The 19,522-nt window shown below is 53.7% G+C and carries 14 protein-coding genes, 4 tRNA genes, 3 rRNA genes and 1 riboswitch; of the genes, 4 read left to right on the forward strand and 17 right to left on the reverse strand.

Going from position 1 to position 19,522, the window contains the following annotated elements; all coding sequences use genetic code 11:
- Nucleotide 1: 1 nt before the first annotated feature.
- A complete protein-coding gene (gene ilvX, locus ACQG2G_RS21730) occupies nucleotides 2-52 on the reverse strand; it encodes a peptide IlvX (RefSeq protein ID WP_102046757.1) in 51 nt (16 codons plus the stop codon).
- Nucleotides 53-138: 86 nt separating this feature from the next.
- The gene (gene ilvL, locus ACQG2G_RS21735; protein ID WP_023620831.1) at nucleotides 139-237 is read right to left on the reverse strand and encodes an ilv operon leader peptide; all 99 of its coding nucleotides are present in this window, start codon (nucleotides 235-237) and stop codon (nucleotides 139-141) included.
- A 342-nt stretch (nucleotides 238-579) separates the two neighbouring features.
- Between ilvL and ACQG2G_RS21740 the strand changes: the two genes are divergently transcribed.
- Entirely contained in the window at nucleotides 580-2,100 is a 1,521-nt protein-coding gene (locus ACQG2G_RS21740) for a YifB family Mg chelatase-like AAA ATPase (RefSeq protein WP_061771720.1), read from the forward strand.
- Between the two features lie 32 nt (nucleotides 2,101-2,132).
- On the opposite strand, the gene ACQG2G_RS21745 is transcribed toward ACQG2G_RS21740, so the two are convergent.
- Entirely contained in the window at nucleotides 2,133-2,471 is a 339-nt protein-coding gene (locus ACQG2G_RS21745) for a DUF413 domain-containing protein (RefSeq protein WP_013099290.1), read from the reverse strand.
- A gap of 118 nt (nucleotides 2,472-2,589) precedes the next feature.
- Here ACQG2G_RS21745 and hdfR point away from each other — a divergent pair, with 118 nt between their 5' ends.
- Nucleotides 2,590-3,411: an HTH-type transcriptional regulator HdfR gene (gene hdfR / locus ACQG2G_RS21750; protein ID WP_020685959.1), complete on the forward strand. Its 822-nt coding sequence runs from the start codon at nucleotides 2,590-2,592 to the stop codon at nucleotides 3,409-3,411.
- A 103-nt stretch (nucleotides 3,412-3,514) separates the two neighbouring features.
- On the opposite strand, the gene ACQG2G_RS21755 is transcribed toward hdfR, so the two are convergent.
- The 9 genes from ACQG2G_RS21755 to btuB all read right to left on the reverse strand — a co-directional run bounded on the left by ACQG2G_RS21755 (nucleotide 3,515) and on the right by btuB (nucleotide 11,934).
- Nucleotides 3,515-3,590, reverse strand: a tRNA-Trp gene (locus ACQG2G_RS21755).
- 53 nt (nucleotides 3,591-3,643) lie between these two features.
- Nucleotides 3,644-3,720: transfer RNA gene (locus tag ACQG2G_RS21760), tRNA-Asp, on the reverse strand.
- A gap of 55 nt (nucleotides 3,721-3,775) precedes the next feature.
- Nucleotides 3,776-3,891, reverse strand: a 5S ribosomal RNA gene (gene rrf / locus ACQG2G_RS21765).
- A gap of 66 nt (nucleotides 3,892-3,957) precedes the next feature.
- Nucleotides 3,958-6,860, reverse strand: a 23S ribosomal RNA gene (locus ACQG2G_RS21770).
- 170 nt (nucleotides 6,861-7,030) lie between these two features.
- Nucleotides 7,031-7,106, reverse strand: a tRNA-Ala gene (locus ACQG2G_RS21775).
- Nucleotides 7,107-7,213: 107 nt separating this feature from the next.
- Nucleotides 7,214-7,290 (reverse strand) — tRNA-Ile (locus tag ACQG2G_RS21780).
- A gap of 70 nt (nucleotides 7,291-7,360) precedes the next feature.
- Nucleotides 7,361-8,900 (reverse strand): 16S ribosomal RNA (locus ACQG2G_RS21785).
- The 16S, 23S and 5S rRNA genes sit together here with 4 tRNA genes alongside, the layout of an rRNA operon.
- Nucleotides 8,901-9,284: 384 nt before the next feature.
- On the reverse strand, nucleotides 9,285-10,136 hold the full coding sequence (gene murI / locus ACQG2G_RS21790) for a glutamate racemase (RefSeq protein WP_061771807.1): 852 nt from the start codon (nucleotides 10,134-10,136) through the stop codon (nucleotides 9,285-9,287).
- Nucleotides 10,081-11,934: a TonB-dependent vitamin B12 receptor BtuB gene (gene btuB, locus ACQG2G_RS21795; RefSeq protein WP_046889509.1), complete on the reverse strand. Its 1,854-nt coding sequence runs from the start codon at nucleotides 11,932-11,934 to the stop codon at nucleotides 10,081-10,083. The genes murI and btuB overlap by 56 nt, the downstream gene beginning before the upstream one ends.
- A gap of 66 nt (nucleotides 11,935-12,000) precedes the next feature.
- Nucleotides 12,001-12,176, reverse strand: a riboswitch (cobalamin riboswitch).
- Between the two features lie 104 nt (nucleotides 12,177-12,280).
- On the opposite strand from btuB, the gene trmA reads away from it, so the two are divergent.
- Entirely contained in the window at nucleotides 12,281-13,381 is a 1,101-nt protein-coding gene (gene trmA, locus ACQG2G_RS21800; protein ID WP_040020274.1) for a tRNA (uridine(54)-C5)-methyltransferase TrmA, read from the forward strand.
- A 79-nt stretch (nucleotides 13,382-13,460) separates the two neighbouring features.
- Here the strand turns inward: trmA and ACQG2G_RS21805 are convergent, their stop codons facing one another.
- Together ACQG2G_RS21805 and fabR are read right to left on the reverse strand one after the other, a co-directional pair.
- Nucleotides 13,461-13,820, reverse strand: coding sequence for a YijD family membrane protein (locus tag ACQG2G_RS21805; protein WP_008501783.1), 360 nt, complete (start codon nucleotides 13,818-13,820; stop codon nucleotides 13,461-13,463).
- Between the two features lie 9 nt (nucleotides 13,821-13,829).
- Complete coding sequence (gene fabR, locus ACQG2G_RS21810) at nucleotides 13,830-14,468, reverse strand: HTH-type transcriptional repressor FabR (RefSeq protein ID WP_008501784.1); 639 nt, start codon at nucleotides 14,466-14,468, stop codon at nucleotides 13,830-13,832.
- A 196-nt stretch (nucleotides 14,469-14,664) separates the two neighbouring features.
- On the opposite strand from fabR, the gene sthA reads away from it, so the two are divergent.
- Nucleotides 14,665-16,065 (forward strand): Si-specific NAD(P)(+) transhydrogenase, encoded by a 1,401-nt coding sequence (gene sthA, locus ACQG2G_RS21815; protein WP_014833741.1) that lies wholly within the window; start codon nucleotides 14,665-14,667, stop codon nucleotides 16,063-16,065.
- On the opposite strand, the gene oxyR is transcribed toward sthA, so the two are convergent.
- From oxyR to argB, 3 genes are all read right to left on the reverse strand, one after another.
- On the reverse strand, nucleotides 16,048-16,965 hold the full coding sequence (gene oxyR, locus ACQG2G_RS21820; RefSeq protein WP_014833742.1) for a DNA-binding transcriptional regulator OxyR: 918 nt from the start codon (nucleotides 16,963-16,965) through the stop codon (nucleotides 16,048-16,050). The genes sthA and oxyR overlap by 18 nt on opposite strands.
- A gap of 326 nt (nucleotides 16,966-17,291) precedes the next feature.
- Nucleotides 17,292-18,665 (reverse strand): argininosuccinate lyase, encoded by a 1,374-nt coding sequence (gene argH / locus ACQG2G_RS21825; protein ID WP_020686924.1) that lies wholly within the window; start codon nucleotides 18,663-18,665, stop codon nucleotides 17,292-17,294.
- A gap of 74 nt (nucleotides 18,666-18,739) precedes the next feature.
- Nucleotides 18,740-19,516: an acetylglutamate kinase gene (gene argB / locus ACQG2G_RS21830; protein WP_020686923.1), complete on the reverse strand. Its 777-nt coding sequence runs from the start codon at nucleotides 19,514-19,516 to the stop codon at nucleotides 18,740-18,742.
- Nucleotides 19,517-19,522: the final 6 nt, after the last annotated feature.

Genomic DNA, 19,522 nt, shown 5'->3' on the forward strand with positions numbered 1-19,522 from the left:
GTTAGTTCCCCGTCATAAATCGGGAGAAACAGAATTTTGTGCTATTTGTCATTCTCTACTCCTCGTTTAAGTTTTTTAGTCATAAAAAAACCCCCGGACCTTTCGGTGCGGGGGTCTTAGTTCGTTAAGGCTTGATTTCTAAGCCTTTCCTCGTCCAAGTGCAGCCCCGCACGGTGGGATAATAATCACCACCACGCTAATCACGACCAGGCTAATCACTAGTAGAAGGGCTGTCATTTTCAGTTCTTTGTGCATCTTGTTCGAAGGAATGCCTAAAGAGTTATCACAGTTATCAAATCAAACACAAGATTTATTTATGACGGATTTGATTAGCAGGCAAATCATATTCCTGAAAAGCTTTGTTTTATATAGGGAAATTAGATAGTGAATATTTTTCATTTTTTTGGGGTGTTTTAGCGCTCTGCAACGTTCCGTCCTTCTCTTTGCGAGAGGGCTTCCGAATGAGTGAAAATAGTTACACTATGTCGCTAAAAAGCAGGAATGAGCGTCGTAAATCAGCCAACTGACGCTCAACAGGCAAAATCAATACTGACATAGTGACTCACTGAGGAGGTGCTTATGTCACTGTCAGTTGTTTACACGCGCGCGGCGATCGGAGTAAAGGCACCGCTTATTTCTGTGGAGGTTCATCTGAGTAATGGGCTCCCTGGGCTAACGCTTGTCGGCCTGCCAGAAACCACTGTCAAAGAAGCCAGAGATCGGGTTCGCAGCGCAATTATCAATAGCGGTTATACCTTTCCCGCAAAGAAGATCACGATCAACCTTGCTCCCGCAGATCTGCCCAAGGAGGGCGGACGATACGATTTACCTATCGCTATTGCGCTTCTCGCAGCCTCTGAGCAGCTCAACACAGCGAGGCTAGGCTCGTACGAGTTCATTGGCGAACTGGCGCTTACAGGCGCGTTAAGAGGCGTTCCTGGCGCCATCTCTGGTGCGCTGGAAGCCATTCATGCCGGTCGACAAATTATTGTAGCCAATGAAAATGCCTCAGAAGTGAGCCTGATTGCCGAGAAAGGGTGCCTGGTCGCGGGGCATTTACAGGAAGTCTGCGCGCACCTTGAAGGCCGACATACGCTCTCCGAGCCAAAGGAAACCGGAGATATCCTGCCTGAAAGCCCGGACGACCTCAGCGATATTATCGGGCAGGAGCAGGGGAAGCGGGCACTGGAGATCACCGCAGCCGGAGGACATAACCTGTTGCTGATTGGCCCGCCGGGAACAGGGAAAACCATGCTGGCGAGCAGGCTGAATGGGTTATTGCCGCCACTCAATAATCATGAGGCACTTGAAAGCGCAGCGATATTCAGTCTGGTGAGCTCTGCATCATTGCAAAAACAGTGGCGACGACGCCCTTTTCGCTCTCCCCATCACAGCGCCTCCCTGACGGCCATGGTCGGAGGGGGCTCCATTCCGGGGCCGGGAGAGATCTCGCTGGCACACAATGGCATCCTGTTCCTTGATGAACTGCCTGAGTTTGAACGCCGCGTACTGGATGCCCTGCGGGAACCTATCGAATCTGGCGAGATCCATATCTCCCGCACGCGCGCCAAAATAAGCTACCCGGCACAGTTCCAGCTGGTTGCTGCCATGAACCCCAGCCCATCAGGCCATTATCAGGGGAATCATAATCGCTGCACGCCTGAGCAGACGCTGCGCTATCTGGGGAAGCTGTCAGGCCCTTTCCTCGATCGTTTTGATTTATCCCTGGAGATCCCCTTACCGCCCCCTGGTTTGCTCAGCCAGACAACGATACGCGGTGAGAGCACAGCGCAGGTTCGCGAACGGGTTATCACCTCACAGGCCCGACAGTACGCTCGTCAACATAAGCTAAATGCGCGTCTGGATAATGCTGAGATTCGGCAGTTTTGCCATCTTAAGGCTGAGGATGCCTGCTGGCTTGAAGAGACATTGACGCGATTTGGGCTCTCGATCCGTGCATGGCAGCGCCTGCTGAAAGTGGCTCGCACTATTGCCGATGTGGAAGGAGACCCAGAGATTGAAAGACACCATCTGCAGGAAGCGCTGAGCTATCGCGCCATAGATCGGTTGTTGCTGCACCTGCAAAAATTACTGGCATAAAAAAAGGAGCCGAAGCTCCTTTTCTCATCAACTTAGTCGTCAGACTCGGTGTAGTCTTCAGCACCTTCCATCTGCGGCTTACCGCCAGACAGCGTATGGAAACGCTTTGGACGCTTGATGCGTGCCATATACTTGATCCATACACGTTCTGCTTCAGACTGCGGCTCACGCTCACCGCGACAAACAGCAACAAACTGTTTTTCGTCTTCAGTCGCAGGCTCACGTTTACCCAGATCCAGCTCGTTAAAGGCATAACCATGACGCTCAAGCAATTGCGCCTCTTTGATGGTGAAATCGCCGTGACGAGAGAACCCGCGTGGATAATTTTTATTGTCGAAAAAACGATTAGTCGTCGTAAAGCTTTCCGCCATCCTACACGCTCCTAATTCTTTGGCCGAGCTATTTATGGCGCGGAGTATTAGTTACGCTTGACAGAGTGTAAAACAAAACATTTAAATCATAACGACAAATAATTTTGTGGAGAAAGATGTGGATACGGAATTGCTAAAAACTTTCCTTGAAGTGAGCAGGACACGCCACTTCGGGCGAGCAGCTGAAGCCCTCTATCTGACGCAGTCAGCGGTCAGTTTTCGTATTCGACAGCTGGAAAATCAATTGGGTGTGAATCTATTTACCCGTCACCGCAACAATATCCGCTTAACGCCGGCCGGTGAGAAACTGCTCCCGTATGCAGAAACGTTGATGAATACCTGGCAGGCGGCCCGTAAAGAGGTGGCTCATACGTCCAGGCACAATGAGTTCTCGATCGGGGCCAGCGCCTCCCTGTGGGAATGTATGCTCAGCCAGTGGCTTTCGCGGTTATACCATTCGCATGGGCATTTGCAATTTGAGGCCAGAATTGCGCAACGGCAGTCGCTGGTTAAGCAACTTCACGAGCGCCAGCTTGATCTGCTGATCACCACTGAAGCCCCCAAGATGGACGAATTTAGCAGCCAGATTGTTGGGCAGTTTGGTCTGGCTCTGTATGCTTCTGAGCCTGCGATGATGAAGTCCGATCTAACCTATCTGCGGCTTGAATGGGGCCCCGATTTTCAACAGCATGAAACCGGTTTGATCGCCCCTGACGATGTTCCACAGCTAACAACCAGCTCAGCGGAGATCGCCTGCCAACAGCTTTCCTTGCTAAAGGGCTGCACGTGGTTACCCGTTTGCTGGGCAGACAGTAAACCGGGACTCCATACCGTACTGGATTCCACTACGCTTTCCAGGCCGCTGTATGCAATCTGGCTGCAGAACAGCGATAAGCAATCGCAGATAAAAGATCTATTAAAAATCAATATTATGGAATGATTGACCAGCCAGCATAATAGCTGGCTGCAGTTTTTGATTAGGAAGGGATTTTGGCCATGTTGAAGGCAAAAAAAAATCCTTTGCCGAAGCAAAGGATTCTATATGGCAGGGGCGGAGAGACTCGAACTCGCGACACCCGGTTTTGGAGACCGGTGCTCTACCAACTGAGCTACGCCCCTAAAGTTTTTTGCCATTAAGCCTGCCGATAAGGCAGGCTTAATGTCTTAATAAGTGGCGGAACGGACGGGACTCGAACCCGCGACCCCCTGCGTGACAGGCAGGTATTCTAACCGACTGAACTACCGCTCCACCGAAGACTGCTGTAACCACCGGATTTATGCACCGGCTTACTACTTAATTTGATGCCTGGCAGTTCCCTACTCTCACATGGGGAGACCCCACACTACCATCGGCGCTACGGCGTTTCACTTCTGAGTTCGGCATGGGGTCAGGTGGGACCACCGCGCTAAAGCCGCCAGGCAAATTCTGTTAATCTGTATCAAGGCTGAAAATCGTCTCTCTTCGCCAAAACATCTTCGGCGTTGTAAGGTTAAGCCTCACGGTTCATTAGTATCGGTTAGCTCAACGCATCGCTGCGCTTACACACCCGACCTATCAACGTCGTCGTCTTCAACGTTCCTTCAGGAGACTTTAAGTCTCAGGGAGAACTCATCTCGGGGCAAGTTTCGTGCTTAGATGCTTTCAGCACTTATCTCTTCCGCATTTAGCTACCGGGCAGTGCCATTGGCATGACAACCCGAACACCAGTGATGCGTCCACTCCGGTCCTCTCGTACTAGGAGCAGCCCCCCTCAATTCTCCAGCGCCCACGGCAGATAGGGACCGAACTGTCTCACGACGTTCTAAACCCAGCTCGCGTACCACTTTAAATGGCGAACAGCCATACCCTTGGGACCTACTTCAGCCCCAGGATGTGATGAGCCGACATCGAGGTGCCAAACACCGCCGTCGATATGAACTCTTGGGCGGTATCAGCCTGTTATCCCCGGAGTACCTTTTATCCGTTGAGCGATGGCCCTTCCATTCAGAACCACCGGATCACTATGACCTGCTTTCGCACCTGCTCGAGCCGTCACTCTCGCAGTCAAGCTAGCTTATGCCATTGCACTAACCTCCTGATGTCCGACCAGGATTAGCTAACCTTCGTGCTCCTCCGTTACTCTTTGGGAGGAGACCGCCCCAGTCAAACTACCCACCAGACACTGTCCGCAACCCGGATTACGGGTCTACGTTAGAACACCAGCCATTAAAGGGTGGTATTTCAAGGATGGCTCCACGCAGACTGGCGTCCACGCTTCAAAGCCTCCCACCTATCCTACACATCAAGGACCAGTGTTCAGTGTCAAGCTATAGTAAAGGTTCACGGGGTCTTTCCGTCTTGCCGCGGGTACACTGCATCTTCACAGCGAGTTCAATTTCACTGAGTCTCGGGTGGAGACAGCCTGGCCATCATTACGCCATTCGTGCAGGTCGGAACTTACCCGACAAGGAATTTCGCTACCTTAGGACCGTTATAGTTACGGCCGCCGTTTACCGGGGCTTCGATCAAGAGCTTCGCGTTGCCGCTAACCCCATCAATTAACCTTCCGGCACCGGGCAGGCGTCACACCGTATACGTCCACTTTCGTGTTTGCACAGTGCTGTGTTTTTAATAAACAGTTGCAGCCAGCTGGTATCTTCGACTGATTTCAGCTCCACCCGCAGGGGCTTCACCTACATATCAGCGTGCCTTCTCCCGAAGTTACGGCACCATTTTGCCTAGTTCCTTCACCCGAGTTCTCTCAAGCGCCTTGGTATTCTCTACCTGACCACCTGTGTCGGTTTGGGGTACGATTTGATGTTACCTGATGCTTAGAGGCTTTTCCTGGAAGCAGGGCATTTGTTACTTCAGCACCGTAGTGCCTCGTCATCACACCTCAGCGTTAAAAGGTACCGGATTTACCTGGAACCTCCGCCTACATGCTTAAACCGGGACAACCGTCGCCCGGCTAACATAGCCTTCTCCGTCCCCCCTTCGCAGTAACACCAAGTACAGGAATATTAACCTGTTTCCCATCGACTACGCCTTTCGGCCTCGCCTTAGGGGTCGACTCACCCTGCCCCGATTAACGTTGGACAGGAACCCTTGGTCTTCCGGCGAGCGGGCTTTTCACCCGCTTTATCGTTACTTATGTCAGCATTCGCACTTCTGATACCTCCAGCAGCCCTCACAGGCCACCTTCAACGGCTTACAGAACGCTCCCCTACCCAACAACACAGAGTGTCGCTGCCGCAGCTTCGGTGCATGGTTTAGCCCCGTTACATCTTCCGCGCAGGCCGACTCGACCAGTGAGCTATTACGCTTTCTTTAAATGATGGCTGCTTCTAAGCCAACATCCTGGCTGTCTGGGCCTTCCCACATCGTTTCCCACTTAACCATGACTTTGGGACCTTAGCTGGCGGTCTGGGTTGTTTCCCTCTTCACGACGGACGTTAGCACCCGCCGTGTGTCTCCCGTGATAACATTCTTCGGTATTCGTAGTTTGCATCGGGTTGGTAAGCCGGGATGGCCCCCTAGCCGAAACAGTGCTCTACCCCCGAAGATGAGTTCACGAGGCGCTACCTAAATAGCTTTCGGGGAGAACCAGCTATCTCCCGGTTTGATTGGCCTTTCACCCCCAGCCACAGGTCATCCGCTAATTTTTCAACATTAGTCGGTTCGGTCCTCCAGTTAGTGTTACCCAACCTTCAACCTGCCCATGGCTAGATCACCGGGTTTCGGGTCTATACCCTGCAACTTAACGCCCAGTTAAGACTCGGTTTCCCTTCGGCTCCCCTATACGGTTAACCTTGCTACAGAATATAAGTCGCTGACCCATTATACAAAAGGTACGCAGTCACACCCGAAGGTGCTCCCACTGCTTGTACGTACACGGTTTCAGGTTCTTTTTCACTCCCCTCGCCGGGGTTCTTTTCGCCTTTCCCTCACGGTACTGGTTCACTATCGGTCAGTCAGGAGTATTTAGCCTTGGAGGATGGTCCCCCCATATTCAGACAGGATACCACGTGTCCCGCCCTACTCTTCGAGTTCACAGCCTGTGTGCTTTCGTGTACGGGACTATCACCCTGTACCGTGCGACTTTCCAGACGCTTCCACTAACACACAAGCTGATTCAGACTCTGGGCTGCTCCCCGTTCGCTCGCCGCTACTGGGGGAATCTCGGTTGATTTCTTTTCCTCGGGGTACTTAGATGTTTCAGTTCCCCCGGTTCGCCTCGTTAACCTATGTATTCAGTTAACGATAGTGCAACGGATTGCACTGGGTTTCCCCATTCGGACATCGCCGGGTCAAGGGTTCATATCACCTCGCCGGCGCTTTTCGCAGATTAGCACGTCCTTCATCGCCTCTGACTGCCAGGGCATCCACCGTGTACGCTTAGTCGCTTAACCTCACAACCCGAAGATGTTTCACTTCTGATTGCGAAAATTTGAGAGACTCGAACACACATTAACTGTGTGTCGTTTCAATTTTCAGCTTGATCCAGATTTTTAAAGAGCAAAACTTCGCAGTGCACCTTTTCAGGTTCACTCTGAAGTTTTCTTGTGTTCGCAGTAAAAGATGGTGGAGCTATGCGGGATCGAACCGCAGACCTCCTGCGTGCAAAGCAGGCGCTCTCCCAGCTGAGCTATAGCCCCATCGTTTGCAAACCTCTGTACCGGTAATTTTTCCTGAGACAAGGCGTGGTAACGCGACGCATACATCAGTATGTGAGCGTTGCCGCAACGCAGTATCAGGGAAAATTTGGTAGGCCTGAGTGGACTTGAACCACCGACCTCACCCTTATCAGGGGTGCGCTCTAACCACCTGAGCTACAAGCCTGTAGAGGTTTTTTACTGCTGTTTTTCATCAGACAATCTGTGTGAGCACTGCAAAGGCAGGTTCTTTAAGGTAAGGAGGTGATCCAACCGCAGGTTCCCCTACGGTTACCTTGTTACGACTTCACCCCAGTCATGAATCACAAAGTGGTAAGCGCCCTCCCGAAGGTTAAGCTACCTACTTCTTTTGCAACCCACTCCCATGGTGTGACGGGCGGTGTGTACAAGGCCCGGGAACGTATTCACCGTAGCATTCTGATCTACGATTACTAGCGATTCCGACTTCATGGAGTCGAGTTGCAGACTCCAATCCGGACTACGACGCACTTTATGAGGTCCGCTTGCTCTCGCGAGGTCGCTTCTCTTTGTATGCGCCATTGTAGCACGTGTGTAGCCCTGGTCGTAAGGGCCATGATGACTTGACGTCATCCCCACCTTCCTCCAGTTTATCACTGGCAGTCTCCTTTGAGTTCCCGGCCTAACCGCTGGCAACAAAGGATAAGGGTTGCGCTCGTTGCGGGACTTAACCCAACATTTCACAACACGAGCTGACGACAGCCATGCAGCACCTGTCTCACAGTTCCCGAAGGCACCAATCCATCTCTGGAAAGTTCTGTGGATGTCAAGACCAGGTAAGGTTCTTCGCGTTGCATCGAATTAAACCACATGCTCCACCGCTTGTGCGGGCCCCCGTCAATTCATTTGAGTTTTAACCTTGCGGCCGTACTCCCCAGGCGGTCGATTTAACGCGTTAGCTCCGGAAGCCACGCCTCAAGGGCACAACCTCCAAATCGACATCGTTTACGGCGTGGACTACCAGGGTATCTAATCCTGTTTGCTCCCCACGCTTTCGCACCTGAGCGTCAGTCTTTGTCCAGGGGGCCGCCTTCGCCACCGGTATTCCTCCAGATCTCTACGCATTTCACCGCTACACCTGGAATTCTACCCCCCTCTACAAGACTCCAGCCTGCCAGTTTCGAATGCAGTTCCCAGGTTGAGCCCGGGGATTTCACATCCGACTTGACAGACCGCCTGCGTGCGCTTTACGCCCAGTAATTCCGATTAACGCTTGCACCCTCCGTATTACCGCGGCTGCTGGCACGGAGTTAGCCGGTGCTTCTTCTGCGGGTAACGTCAATTGCTGTGGTTATTAACCACAACACCTTCCTCCCCGCTGAAAGTACTTTACAACCCGAAGGCCTTCTTCATACACGCGGCATGGCTGCATCAGGCTTGCGCCCATTGTGCAATATTCCCCACTGCTGCCTCCCGTAGGAGTCTGGACCGTGTCTCAGTTCCAGTGTGGCTGGTCATCCTCTCAGACCAGCTAGGGATCGTCGCCTAGGTGAGCCGTTACCCCACCTACTAGCTAATCCCATCTGGGCACATCTGATGGCAAGAGGCCCGAAGGTCCCCCTCTTTGGTCTTGCGACGTTATGCGGTATTAGCTACCGTTTCCAGTAGTTATCCCCCTCCATCAGGCAGTTTCCCAGACATTACTCACCCGTCCGCCACTCGTCACCCGAGAGCAAGCTCTCTGTGCTACCGTTCGACTTGCATGTGTTAGGCCTGCCGCCAGCGTTCAATCTGAGCCATGATCAAACTCTTCAATTTAAAAGTTTGATGCTCAATGAATTAAACTTCGTAATGAATTACGTGTTCACTCGTTGAGACTTGGTATTCATTTTTCGTCTTGCGACGTTAAGAATCCATGTCACTTTGAGTGCCCACACAGATTGTCTGATAAATTGTTAAAGAGCAGTGCAACGCGGCTTTCGCTCACCGTTGCGAGGTCCCGTATAATACGTTTTCCTCATTCAGAGTCAAGTGATTATTTTCACTTTTCTCTGTCGGCATTCATCTCTGAACCCCGCTAACCCGGCGGCTTGCAAGCCGTTGTTCCGTGTCAGTGGAGGCGCATTATAGGGAGTTCTCAGACGTTGACAACCCCTCTTTTAAAAAAAACGTTCAACCGTCTCTTTTTTGCTCAAAACCGTGCTACAGCGCGAGTTTTTCGAGCGTTTCAAACCCATAACGGCGCAAAACGGGTAAAAGTTGTTTAGTCTCGTCTGTCAGTGCCATACAAAAAGCGATATTCGCATCGGCAGATTTGGCATCCGGCGCTTCATGTTCCAGCAGCCAGGCAGTACGACGGGCAATAGCCGCACCGGAATCCACCAGACGCGTCCCCTCCGGCAGTACTTCTAACAATTCTTCCTGTAAGAGCGGGAAATGAGTGCAGCCCAATACGACGGTATCCGGCGGTTCCGGCATACGCAGCCACGGGCGAAGAATACGACGCAGCTCCTCAAGTGGCACCGTCTTGCCATGCAGCTTCGCTTCAGCCATCTCCACCAGCTCTGCCGAACCGAGCATCGCGATCTGACATTCATTGGCAAAACGATCGATCAATTCACGCGTATAAGGACGCTTCACCGTGCCGCGCGTAGCCAGCAGACCCACAATACCATTCGCAGTCAGGCGCGCAGCAGGCTTTATTGCGGGAACCACGCCCACAACCGGGAACTGAAATTTTGCGCGCAATGCAGGCAGCGATACCGTGCTTGCCGTATTACAGGCGATGACCGCCAGCGCCAGGGGATAACGCTGCTGTACCGCGGTGACGATTTCAACGACACGCTCAACAATAAAGTCCTCGCTCTTCTCCCCATAAGGGAAAGCGACGTTATCGAAGGCGTAGATATAATGGAGATCCGGCAGGAGATGCCGAATCTCATCATAGACCGAAAGCCCACCGACGCCGGAATCAAATACCAGCACGGTGGGACGCGGATTAGAAGGTGTAGCTGCCAGACAAGGTGTATTCCCGTCCTGCAGTTTGGTAGCCATAAACTGTCTCGTAATCTTTATCGAACAGGTTGGCTATTTTACCACGAACTGTAAGGTGAGAGGTGACAGGATATGAAACTGCGACATCCCACAGGCTTACCCCGCCCATTTTCACGCGTTCTGACGCATAAGTGTCTGGATCGATCGCGACATCATAGCGGGTGCCGAGGTAACGGTAAGCGAGGTTCCAGTCGAGATCCCATACCTGCCAGTCAAGCTGATACTTAACCTGCTGCTTAGAACGGCGGGCCAGCACTTCATGAGTTTTGGCGTTACGCGGGTCAACATAATCATAGGAGATCTGGTGTCCAACCGGTCCAGTTTCGAACTGTGCCGTCGCTTCCACACCTTTAATACGCGCTTCGTCAACGTTGTAGTACCGATACGTATGCGGATCGCTGCTGATCAGGTTATCAATATCATTACGATAACCGGTGATACGCCAGTTGACCGGTCCCGTCAGGCCTTCAAAGCCCCCTTCCCACTGTTTACTCTCCTCCGGTTTAAGGTTCGGATTTCCGTAAGAAGCGCTGTGGATCTGGCTCATCGTCGGTGCTTTAAAAGCGGTGCCGTAGGAGGCAATCACGCGATAGCCATCCACAAACTCCCACGCTGCGCTGGTTTGCCACGTGCCATGGTTGCCAAAGTTGGAGTTGTCGTCATTACGCGCCGCCGCTTCCAGCGTCACGCTGTTGAACTGCTGCATCGCAGACGCGAACACGCCGGTATTACGTTGCTCGTAACCTTTTTCCAGGTAACCGGTCCCGGCCTGCGTCTTCTGCTTTTGCCAGTCCAGGCCTGCACCGATATTGCCATGGCCAACTTCTATAGTGTTGAGCCATTGGGTGGTGTACTGCTTCACGTCATCCATGGTTGCGGAATCAGCGTAGCGCCCTTTCTTCGGATCATAGTTCTGATCTTTACTGCGGCCGTAACCCGCCACCAGCTGTGACTGGAAAATCCCTTGGCTGTAACGCAAACCGGTATCCCAGTTCTGGCTGTAAAGCTGGCGAGTATCAGGTCGTCCATCCACCATAAAATTGGCGTCGTAATGATCGTAACCGTCATACGCAGTGCGGTTGTCATAACCAAAGCCACGGAAGAACCCGCTCACGCTGTCGGTAATTTGCTGTTCCACGGAGCCGTACAGCGATTTACTCATAAAACCATCGCGGTCAGGCTGGCGCGGCGCATCCTGGGCAGCAATATCAAAGCCGCGGGTATAGGTGTAGTTACCCGCCATGGTGATTTTGGTTTTATCCAGCACCTGCTGGAAAGCGCCATCATAGGTCTGGTAGCCCTTAGAGCCGACGCCCGCTGAGATTTCCGCACCCGGCTTATCGCGCCCGGTGATGATGTTAATCACGCCGCCAATCGCGTCGGAGCCATACAGCGCAGAACGCGGGCCACGGACGTATTCGATTCGCTGAATCAGCGAGGTTGGGATTTGGCTCAGATCGGGAACGTTGCTAATCCCGGCGCTGTTCAACGGTACACCGTCAATCAGGACCAGAACATGACGGGATTCAGTGCCGCGGATAAAGGTAGAAGAGGTGGCACCCAGGCCACCGCTTTGCGCGATATCTACGCCCGGCAGACGTGACATAATCTCCACAACGCTCTTTGCCTGCCAGCGCTCAATATCTTCACGCGTCACCACGGACGTCGGTGCCAGAACTGTTTTTGCCGGTTGTTCAAAACGATTTGCTGTCACCACCAACGAGTCAGCGCTATCCTGCGCCCAGCCCGAAAATGCCGTAACGGACAACGCCGTTAACAGCGATACTTTTTTAATCATTGTTAAAGCATCCACAATATAAGAAGGATGCCGCAGGCCTCATCTATAGCACGCGATGATGAAACCAAATGCGACGTGATCCCGGCAGGTCTTCGGGCTGGGTGGCGTTTTGTGGATGAAGACTTCCCATTTTCACAGTGTCTGCAACTCTCATCCCGCCAGTCTTTACCGCTGCGCGTCAGCTCCAGATTTACACTGGATTCCCTTTTCACTCTCAGGAGACCGGAAACAGAATGCTACAATTAGACACGTATAGATGTCCAGATAGCTATTAGCCATTAAATCTGGACATCCACTGCACAATCCCTACAATCCCCGCGTAATTCTTTATCACTCAGGACGCATCATGACCCCCGAACACCTCCCGACAGAACAGTACGACGCACAGCTGGCAGAGAAAGTTGTCCGCCTGCAAAGTATGATGACGCCGTTCAACGCGCCCGTTCCTGAGGTGTTCCGTTCCCCCGTCAGCCACTACCGTATGCGCGCCGAGTTCCGCATCTGGCACGATGGCGACGACCTGTATCACATCATTTTCGATCAGCAGACTAAATCCCGTATCCGGGTTAACAGCTTCCCGGCGGCGAGTGAGCTGATTAACCAGCTCATGACTCTGATGATTGACGGTGTGCGCAACAACCCGGTGCTGCGCCATAAGCTGTTCCAGATTGACTACCTGACCACCCAAAGCAATCAGGCCATTGTCTCTCTGCTGTACCACAAGGCGCTTAACGACGAGTGGCGCGAGCAGGCAGAAGCGCTGCGCGATGCGCTACGGGCGCAAAACATCAACGTTCACCTGATTGGCCGCGCGACAAAAACCAAAATCATGCTGGATCAGGATTACATCGATGAGCGCCTGTCGGTGGCAGGAAAAGAGATGGTTTACCGTCAGGTAGAGAACAGCTTCACCCAACCTAACGCGGCGATGAACGTGCAAATGCTGGAGTGGGCGCTGAAAGCGACCGAAGGGTCAAAGGGGGATCTGCTTGAGCTGTACTGTGGGAATGGCAACTTCTCGCTGGCACTGGCGCGCAATTTCGAGCGCGTACTGGCAACGGAAATTGCCAAACCGTCCGTTGCGGCCGCGCAGTACAACATTGCCGCCAACCATATCGACAACGTGCAGATTATTCGTATGGCAGCAGAAGAGTTTACGCAGGCCATGAACGGCGTGCGCGAATTTAACCGTCTTGAGGGGATCGATCTGAAGAGCTATCAGTGCGAGACGATTTTTGTCGATCCGCCGCGCAGTGGCCTGGACAGCGAAACCGAGAAGATGGTGCAGGCATACCCGCGTATTTTGTACATTTCCTGTAACCCGGAAACGCTGTGCAAAAACCTGGAAACATTAAGCCAGACGCACAAGGTTGAACGTCTGGCGCTGTTCGATCAGTTCCCGTATACGCACCATATGGAGTGCGGTGTTTTACTTACCGCACGGTGATCTGTAGGCCGGATAAGCGTAGCGCCATCCGGCGTTTTTGGCAGGTGGCGCTTCGCTTACCTGCCCTACAAATAATTCCTTACTCCGGCAACTGGCTCTTGCGGCTGCGCATGCGAGAGCCAATCCAGAACACCAGCGCCACAGACAGAACAGCAGGGAAGAAGTTAGAGCCGATATCCGGGTACTCTGCGCGCACCACCGTGCTGTACAGCAACACACCCAGAATAAAGCAGGCAGCGGCCAGACCCGGTAACCCCACCGGCATGGTGCGGTTCAGATAACGCTGGTGCAGGCAGTACACCGTCAGCACCAGGGCGATAAGCGGGAAAATCGAGAAGGGTACGATGGAGCTAAAAATAGCGGCAAACGTACCATTAATGGATAAGCCAGCGATCAATGCCAGCAACAGCGTCCCTTTATCCTGACCTGACTGTTTCATTACTCACCTTCACTCTTCGGTTTGATGTGCCAGTTTCTCTTGTTCACGGCGATACCAGTAGTACGCACCTTTGGAGATCATCCTGAGCTGCAATACCAGTCGCTCTTCGAGTTGCTTACGTTGTTCAATGCTGACATCCAGCGCTTCGGCACCTGCACTGAAAACAATCGTCACCATTGCTTCAGCCTGTGCTTCGGTGAACGCACGCGGCATATGGTTTTCGAGTTCAAGATAGTCGGCAAGTTCCGCAATGAAATGCTGAATTTCACGCGCGACAGCGGCACGAAATGCCGCTGATGTCCCTGAACGCTCGCGCAGCAACAGGCGAAACGCGTTGGGGTTATTGCCGATAAATTCCATAAAGGTCGACACGGAGGTACGGATAACGCTACCGCCTTTCGCGATACGCTGCCGCGCCTGGCGCATCAACTGGCGCAGCATGAGCCCACTCTCGTCGACCATGGTCAGACCCAGTTCATCCACATCACGGAAATGGCGATAGAAGGACGTTGGCGCAATCCCGGCCTCGCGTGCGACTTCACGCAGGCTCAAACTGGCAAAACTCCGCTCAGCACTCAGTTGACTGAATGCAGCTTCCACCAGCGAACGCCGGGTTTTCTCTTTTTGTTGTGCTCTTACGCCCATCACGATAGTTGAATCCTTCCAAAGGTCTGATGGCACTATACCAGAGAATAAAATTAATCTGTTTACCTGGCTTTGTGAATGATTGTTTACGCGCGCTTTGTGCTCCACTGCCGGAAAAAAGCACAACGATAATTGGGTTACCCTGGCAATGATGTTATGATTCTGTTGCTTTTATGTATAAGAACAGGTAAGCCTTGCCATGCCACATTCCTACGATTACGACGCAATAGTTATTGGTTCCGGCCCCGGCGGCGAAGGCGCTGCTATGGGTCTGGTAAAACAGGGAGCCAGAGTAGCGGTCATTGAGCGCTACCATAATGTTGGCGGCGGTTGCACCCACTGGGGCACCATCCCTTCCAAAGCCCTCCGCCACGCCGTTAGCCGCATTATTGAATTTAACCAGAACCCTCTTTACAGCGACCACTCCCGACTTCTTCGTTCCTCTTTTGCCGATATCCTGAATCACGCAGATACCGTTATTAACCAGCAGACACGCATGCGTCAGGGTTTTTACGAGCGTAACCATTGCGAAATTCTTCAGGGTAACGCGCATTTTGTGGATGAACATACGCTGGCGCTGGAGTGTCACGACGGTTCGGTTGAAACCCTCACCGCTGAAAAATTTGTTATCGCCTGTGGTTCCCGCCCGTATCATCCGGCAGACGTGGACTTCTCCCACCCGCGCATTTACGACAGCGATTCCATCCTCAGCCTGCACCATGAACCTCGCCATGTGATTATCTATGGCGCGGGGGTGATCGGGTGTGAATATGCGTCTATCTTCCGCGGAATGGATGTCAAAGTTGATCTGATTAACACGCGCGACCGCCTGCTGGCTTTCCTGGATCAGGAGATGTCAGACTCGCTCTCCTACCACTTCTGGAACAGCGGTGTGGTGATTCGCCACAACGAAGAGTACGAGAAGATCGAAGGCTGCGACGACGGCGTGATCATGCATCTGAAGTCTGGCAAAAAGCTGAAAGCCGACTGCCTGCTGTATGCTAACGGCCGTACCGGTAACACCGATTCACTGGCGCTGGAAAACATCGGTCTGGAGACGGACAGCCGTGGTCAGTTGAAGGTTAACAGCATGTACCAGACTGCCCTGCCGCACGTTTACGCGGTCGGTGACGTGATTGGTTACCCGAGCCTCGCTTCCGCGGCCTATGACCAGGGGCGCATTGCGGCGCAGGCGCTGGTAAAAGGCGAAGCGACGGCGCATCTGATCGAAGACATTCCAACGGGGATTTACACCATTCCGGAAATCAGCTCCGTGGGGAAAACCGAGCAGCAGCTGACCTCCATGAAGGTGCCTTACGAGGTGGGTCGCGCCCAGTTTAAACATCTGGCACGGGCACAAATTGTTGGCATGAGCGTGGGAACGCTGAAGATCCTGTTCCATCGCGAGACGAAAGAGATCCTCGGTATTCACTGCTTTGGTGAACGCGCGGCGGAAATCATTCATATCGGCCAGGCGATAATGGAGCAAAAAGGTGGCGGTAACACCATTGAGTACTTCGTTAACACCACCTTTAACTACCCGACCATGGCGGAAGCCTATCGGGTTGCCGCGCTGAACGGTTTAAACCGCCTGTTTTAACGCGTTGTCAAAATGGCCATCCATCGCACCACGGATGGCCTCTGCCAGCTGCTCATAGCGGCTGCGCAGCGGTGACCCCGGACGATAAACCAGACCTATAGTACGACGTGGCTCTGGTTTAATGCACGGCAGGTAAACCACACCGTCACGTTTACGCTCGCGCGGCACGGCCAGCGCAGGCAGCAACGTAATACCACTTCCCGCCGCCACCATATTACGCAGCGTTTCCAGGCTGGTTGCGCGGAAATGGGTGTCTTCATCCGCTCCCGCTTCAAAACAGAAGCCCATGGCCTGATCGCGCAGGCAGTGGCCATCTTCCAGCATCAGCAGCTTTTCACCGGCAAGATCGGCCATCGGCACGCGATCGCGGTTCGCCCACGGGTGATCTTCGTAGATCGCCAGCATCATCGGCTCGTCAAACAACGGCACTTCGATAAAGGCTTCGCTCTCTTTTACCAGCGCCAGAATGGCGCAGTCGAGCTTGCCGCTATCTAACTGTGCCAGCAGCTGATGGGTTTGCGCTTCATGCAGATACATTTCGAGTTTCGGGAACGTCTGGTGCAGCATCGGAATGATGTGCGGCAGAAGGTACGGACCAACGGTTGGGATCAGGCCAATATGCAGCGGGCCGGACATGGTCTCCCCTTGCTGACTTGCCATTTCCTTGAGCACTTTGACCTCGCGCAGCACGGTGCGCGCCTGATCCACCAGCAGCAAACCCGCCTGAGTGAACAGCACTTTACGACTGGTGCGCTCCAGCAGCATCACGCCCAGCTCGTCTTCCAGCTTGCGGATCTGACCGCTCAGCGTAGGCTGGCTGACGTGGCAGGAATCTGCCGCACGGCGAAAGTGGCGATGCTCGGCTAACGCTACCAGGTATTCAAGATCACGAATATTCATTATTCATCCTCCGTCGCCACGATAGTTCATGGCGATAGATAGCATAGCAACGAACGATTATCCCTATCAAGCATTCTGTTGAATAATACACCACATAGACGAGGCGGCACGTGTTTGACCCTTGACGTCCCCGCACCGTCAGCGAGTTTCTCTCAAAACTCGAACAACTAAAACCAACGTGAACTTTTGCGGACCCCGTGGTCCGCTTTTTTTTGCGTAAAAAAACCCGGGGGTAAAAGCAAAATGGCAACCGAAGTTGCCATTTTTAGGGTTTGCTCCCTCTCCCTGTGGGAGAGGGCCGGGGTGAGGGCACCAGCCCGCACAAATCAAACCAACCGGTTTTTCGCGTCCGCAATCGCCTGCGCCACCTGCTTCGGCGACACACCGCCTTTCGCCGCACGCTTATCCAGGCATGACTGCAACGACAGAATCGGGTACACATCCTCCCCGATAACCGCACTGAATTTCTGCAGGTCGGCAAGCGCCAGCTCTTCCAGCGGTTTCCCCTGACGAATCGCTTCCACTACCGCTTCGCCCACAATGTGGTGCGCTTCACGGAACGGTACGCCTTTCGCCACCAGGTAATCCGCCAGTTCGGTCGCGTTTGCATAACCCTGCTGCGCCGCTTCCTGACAACGAGAACGTTTCACCTGAATGCCGTCCAGCACCAGCGCACCCATATGCAGGCAGTCCAGCCAGGTGTCGAGCGCGTCGAACAGCCCTTCTTTGTCTTCCTGCATATCTTTGTTGTACGCCAGCGGCAGCCCTTTCAGGGTCATCATCATGCCGGTCAGTGCGCCCTGTACGCGGCCACACTTCCCGCGAATCAGCTCCAGCGCATCCGGGTTTTTCTTCTGCGGCATCAGGGAAGAGCCGGACGTTACACGGTCAGACAACTCCACAAATCCGGCTTCGCCAGAGTTAAAGAAGATCAGGTCTTCGGCAAAGCGTGACAGGTGGACCATCCCGATAGAAGCATTCGACAGCAGTTCCAGCACGTGGTCACGGTCAGAGACGCTGTCCAGACTGTTACGGGTGGCAGACGCAAAGCCCAGCCAGCCTGCCAGCTGCTCGCGGTCAATTTCATATGCCGTACCCGCCAGCGCACCGCTGCCCAGCGGGCTGACGTCCAGGCGCTTCAGGGTATCCTGCAGACGGCTTTCGTCACGCGCCAGCATCTCGACATAGGCCAGACACCAGTGCGCAAAGGTCACCGGCTGCGCGCGCTGCAAATGGGTATAACCCGGCATCACCGCGTCCTGGTTGTTCTGCGCCGTTTCCACCAGCGCGCTCTGCAACTGACGGTTAGCCGCCAGCAGCTCCGCGACGGTATCTTTACACCACAGCTTCAGATCGGTCGCGACCTGGTCGTTACGGCTACGGCCGGTGTGCAGCTTTTTACCCAGCTGGCCAACTTTGTCGATCAGTTTGCCTTCTACCCAGCTGTGAATATCTTCGGCATCGCTTTGCAGAATTTGCTGCGGATCCAGACGCACTTCTTCCAGCAGATTATTGAGCGCCTCTTCCAGCTGCTGCTGCTCCTCTGCGGTCAGCACGCCCACCGTCACCAGCGCTTTGGACCAGGCCACAGAGCCGACGATATCCTGTTCGGCCAGGCGGTAGTCGAAGCGCAAAGAGTCGTTGAACTGTTTGAACCGTTGATCCGCTGCCTGTGTAAAACGCCCACCCCAAAGTGCCATAACATCGTTCCTTTATTCGTTAGTTCCGCCGGGTGGCGCTGCGCTTACCCGGCCTACGGTCATTCATTAATAACTTACGCTAAAATACGCGTGCCAATTGGCGTGCCGTTAAACAGCGCCGGAAGCTGCTCCGCGTGACGCCAGGAGGCGATATCCACCGGGCGCCCGAGCGTACGGGCGGCATCCAGCGCGGCATTCACTTTGACGATCATCCCGTCGGTAATAATGCCCTGGGCGATCAGCTGTTCGGCTTTTGCCGCGGTCATTTCCGCAATGCGCTGGCCTTTGCCGTCCAGAATACCGCTCACATCGGAGAGCAGGATCAGGTCCGCGCCCAGCGTTGCCGCCAGTGCCGTCGCCGCCTGGTCCGCATTCACGTTCATCAGCTCACCCTCTTCGGTCACCCCGATAGAGCTCACCACCGGCAGGAAACCGCCTTCCAGCAGCGTGTTAATCAGCTTAGGCGAACCTGGCTGCGCCAGTCCAACGTGGCCGAGTTCTTCATCGAGCTGGGTCACTTTTACGCTGTCACCGTCGCCCAGATAGAGGCCAACGGAGGCAATGTGGTGTTTCTTCGCCCAGGACAACAGAGTCTTATTCGCCGTACCTGCCAGCGCACCGGTGATGATGTCAATCTGGTCGGCAGGCGTCACGCGCAGGCCGTTTTTCTTTTTCACCGGCAGGTTGAGCCCTTTCATCAGCTCATCCACTACGCAGCCGCCGCCGTGCACAATCACCAGCGGACGCTGGTGTGATTCGCGATAGTTAACCAGCGCGGTAAACAGACGCTCCAGCGCTTCTTCGCTGTCCAGCAGTACACCACCGAGTTTGATAATTAATGGGTTCATCATCACACC

The sequence above is a fragment of the Enterobacter cloacae complex sp. 382A5 genome (assembly GCF_050031095.1).
GTDB classification, from domain to species: Bacteria; Pseudomonadota; Gammaproteobacteria; order Enterobacterales; family Enterobacteriaceae; genus Enterobacter; species Enterobacter cloacae.

Coding starts and splice junctions, on each gene's coding strand:
- ACQG2G_RS21805 (WP_008501783.1), bottom strand. CDS start 13,820: ATGAAACAGTCAGGTCAGGATAAAGGGACGCTGTTGCTGGCATTGATC.
- oxyR (WP_014833742.1), bottom strand. CDS start 16,965: ATGAATATTCGTGATCTTGAATACCTGGTAGCGTTAGCCGAGCATCGC.
- argB (WP_020686923.1), bottom strand. CDS start 19,516: ATGATGAACCCATTAATTATCAAACTCGGTGGTGTACTGCTGGACAGC.
- argH (WP_020686924.1), bottom strand. CDS start 18,665: ATGGCACTTTGGGGTGGGCGTTTTACACAGGCAGCGGATCAACGGTTC.
- ACQG2G_RS21740 (WP_061771720.1), top strand. CDS start 580: ATGTCACTGTCAGTTGTTTACACGCGCGCGGCGATCGGAGTAAAGGCA.
- trmA (WP_040020274.1), top strand. CDS start 12,281: ATGACCCCCGAACACCTCCCGACAGAACAGTACGACGCACAGCTGGCA.
- ACQG2G_RS21745 (WP_013099290.1), bottom strand. CDS start 2,471: ATGGCGGAAAGCTTTACGACGACTAATCGTTTTTTCGACAATAAAAAT.
- sthA (WP_014833741.1), top strand. CDS start 14,665: ATGCCACATTCCTACGATTACGACGCAATAGTTATTGGTTCCGGCCCC.
- btuB (WP_046889509.1), bottom strand. CDS start 11,934: ATGATTAAAAAAGTATCGCTGTTAACGGCGTTGTCCGTTACGGCATTT.
- murI (WP_061771807.1), bottom strand. CDS start 10,136: ATGGCTACCAAACTGCAGGACGGGAATACACCTTGTCTGGCAGCTACA.
- ilvL (WP_023620831.1), bottom strand. CDS start 237: ATGACAGCCCTTCTACTAGTGATTAGCCTGGTCGTGATTAGCGTGGTG.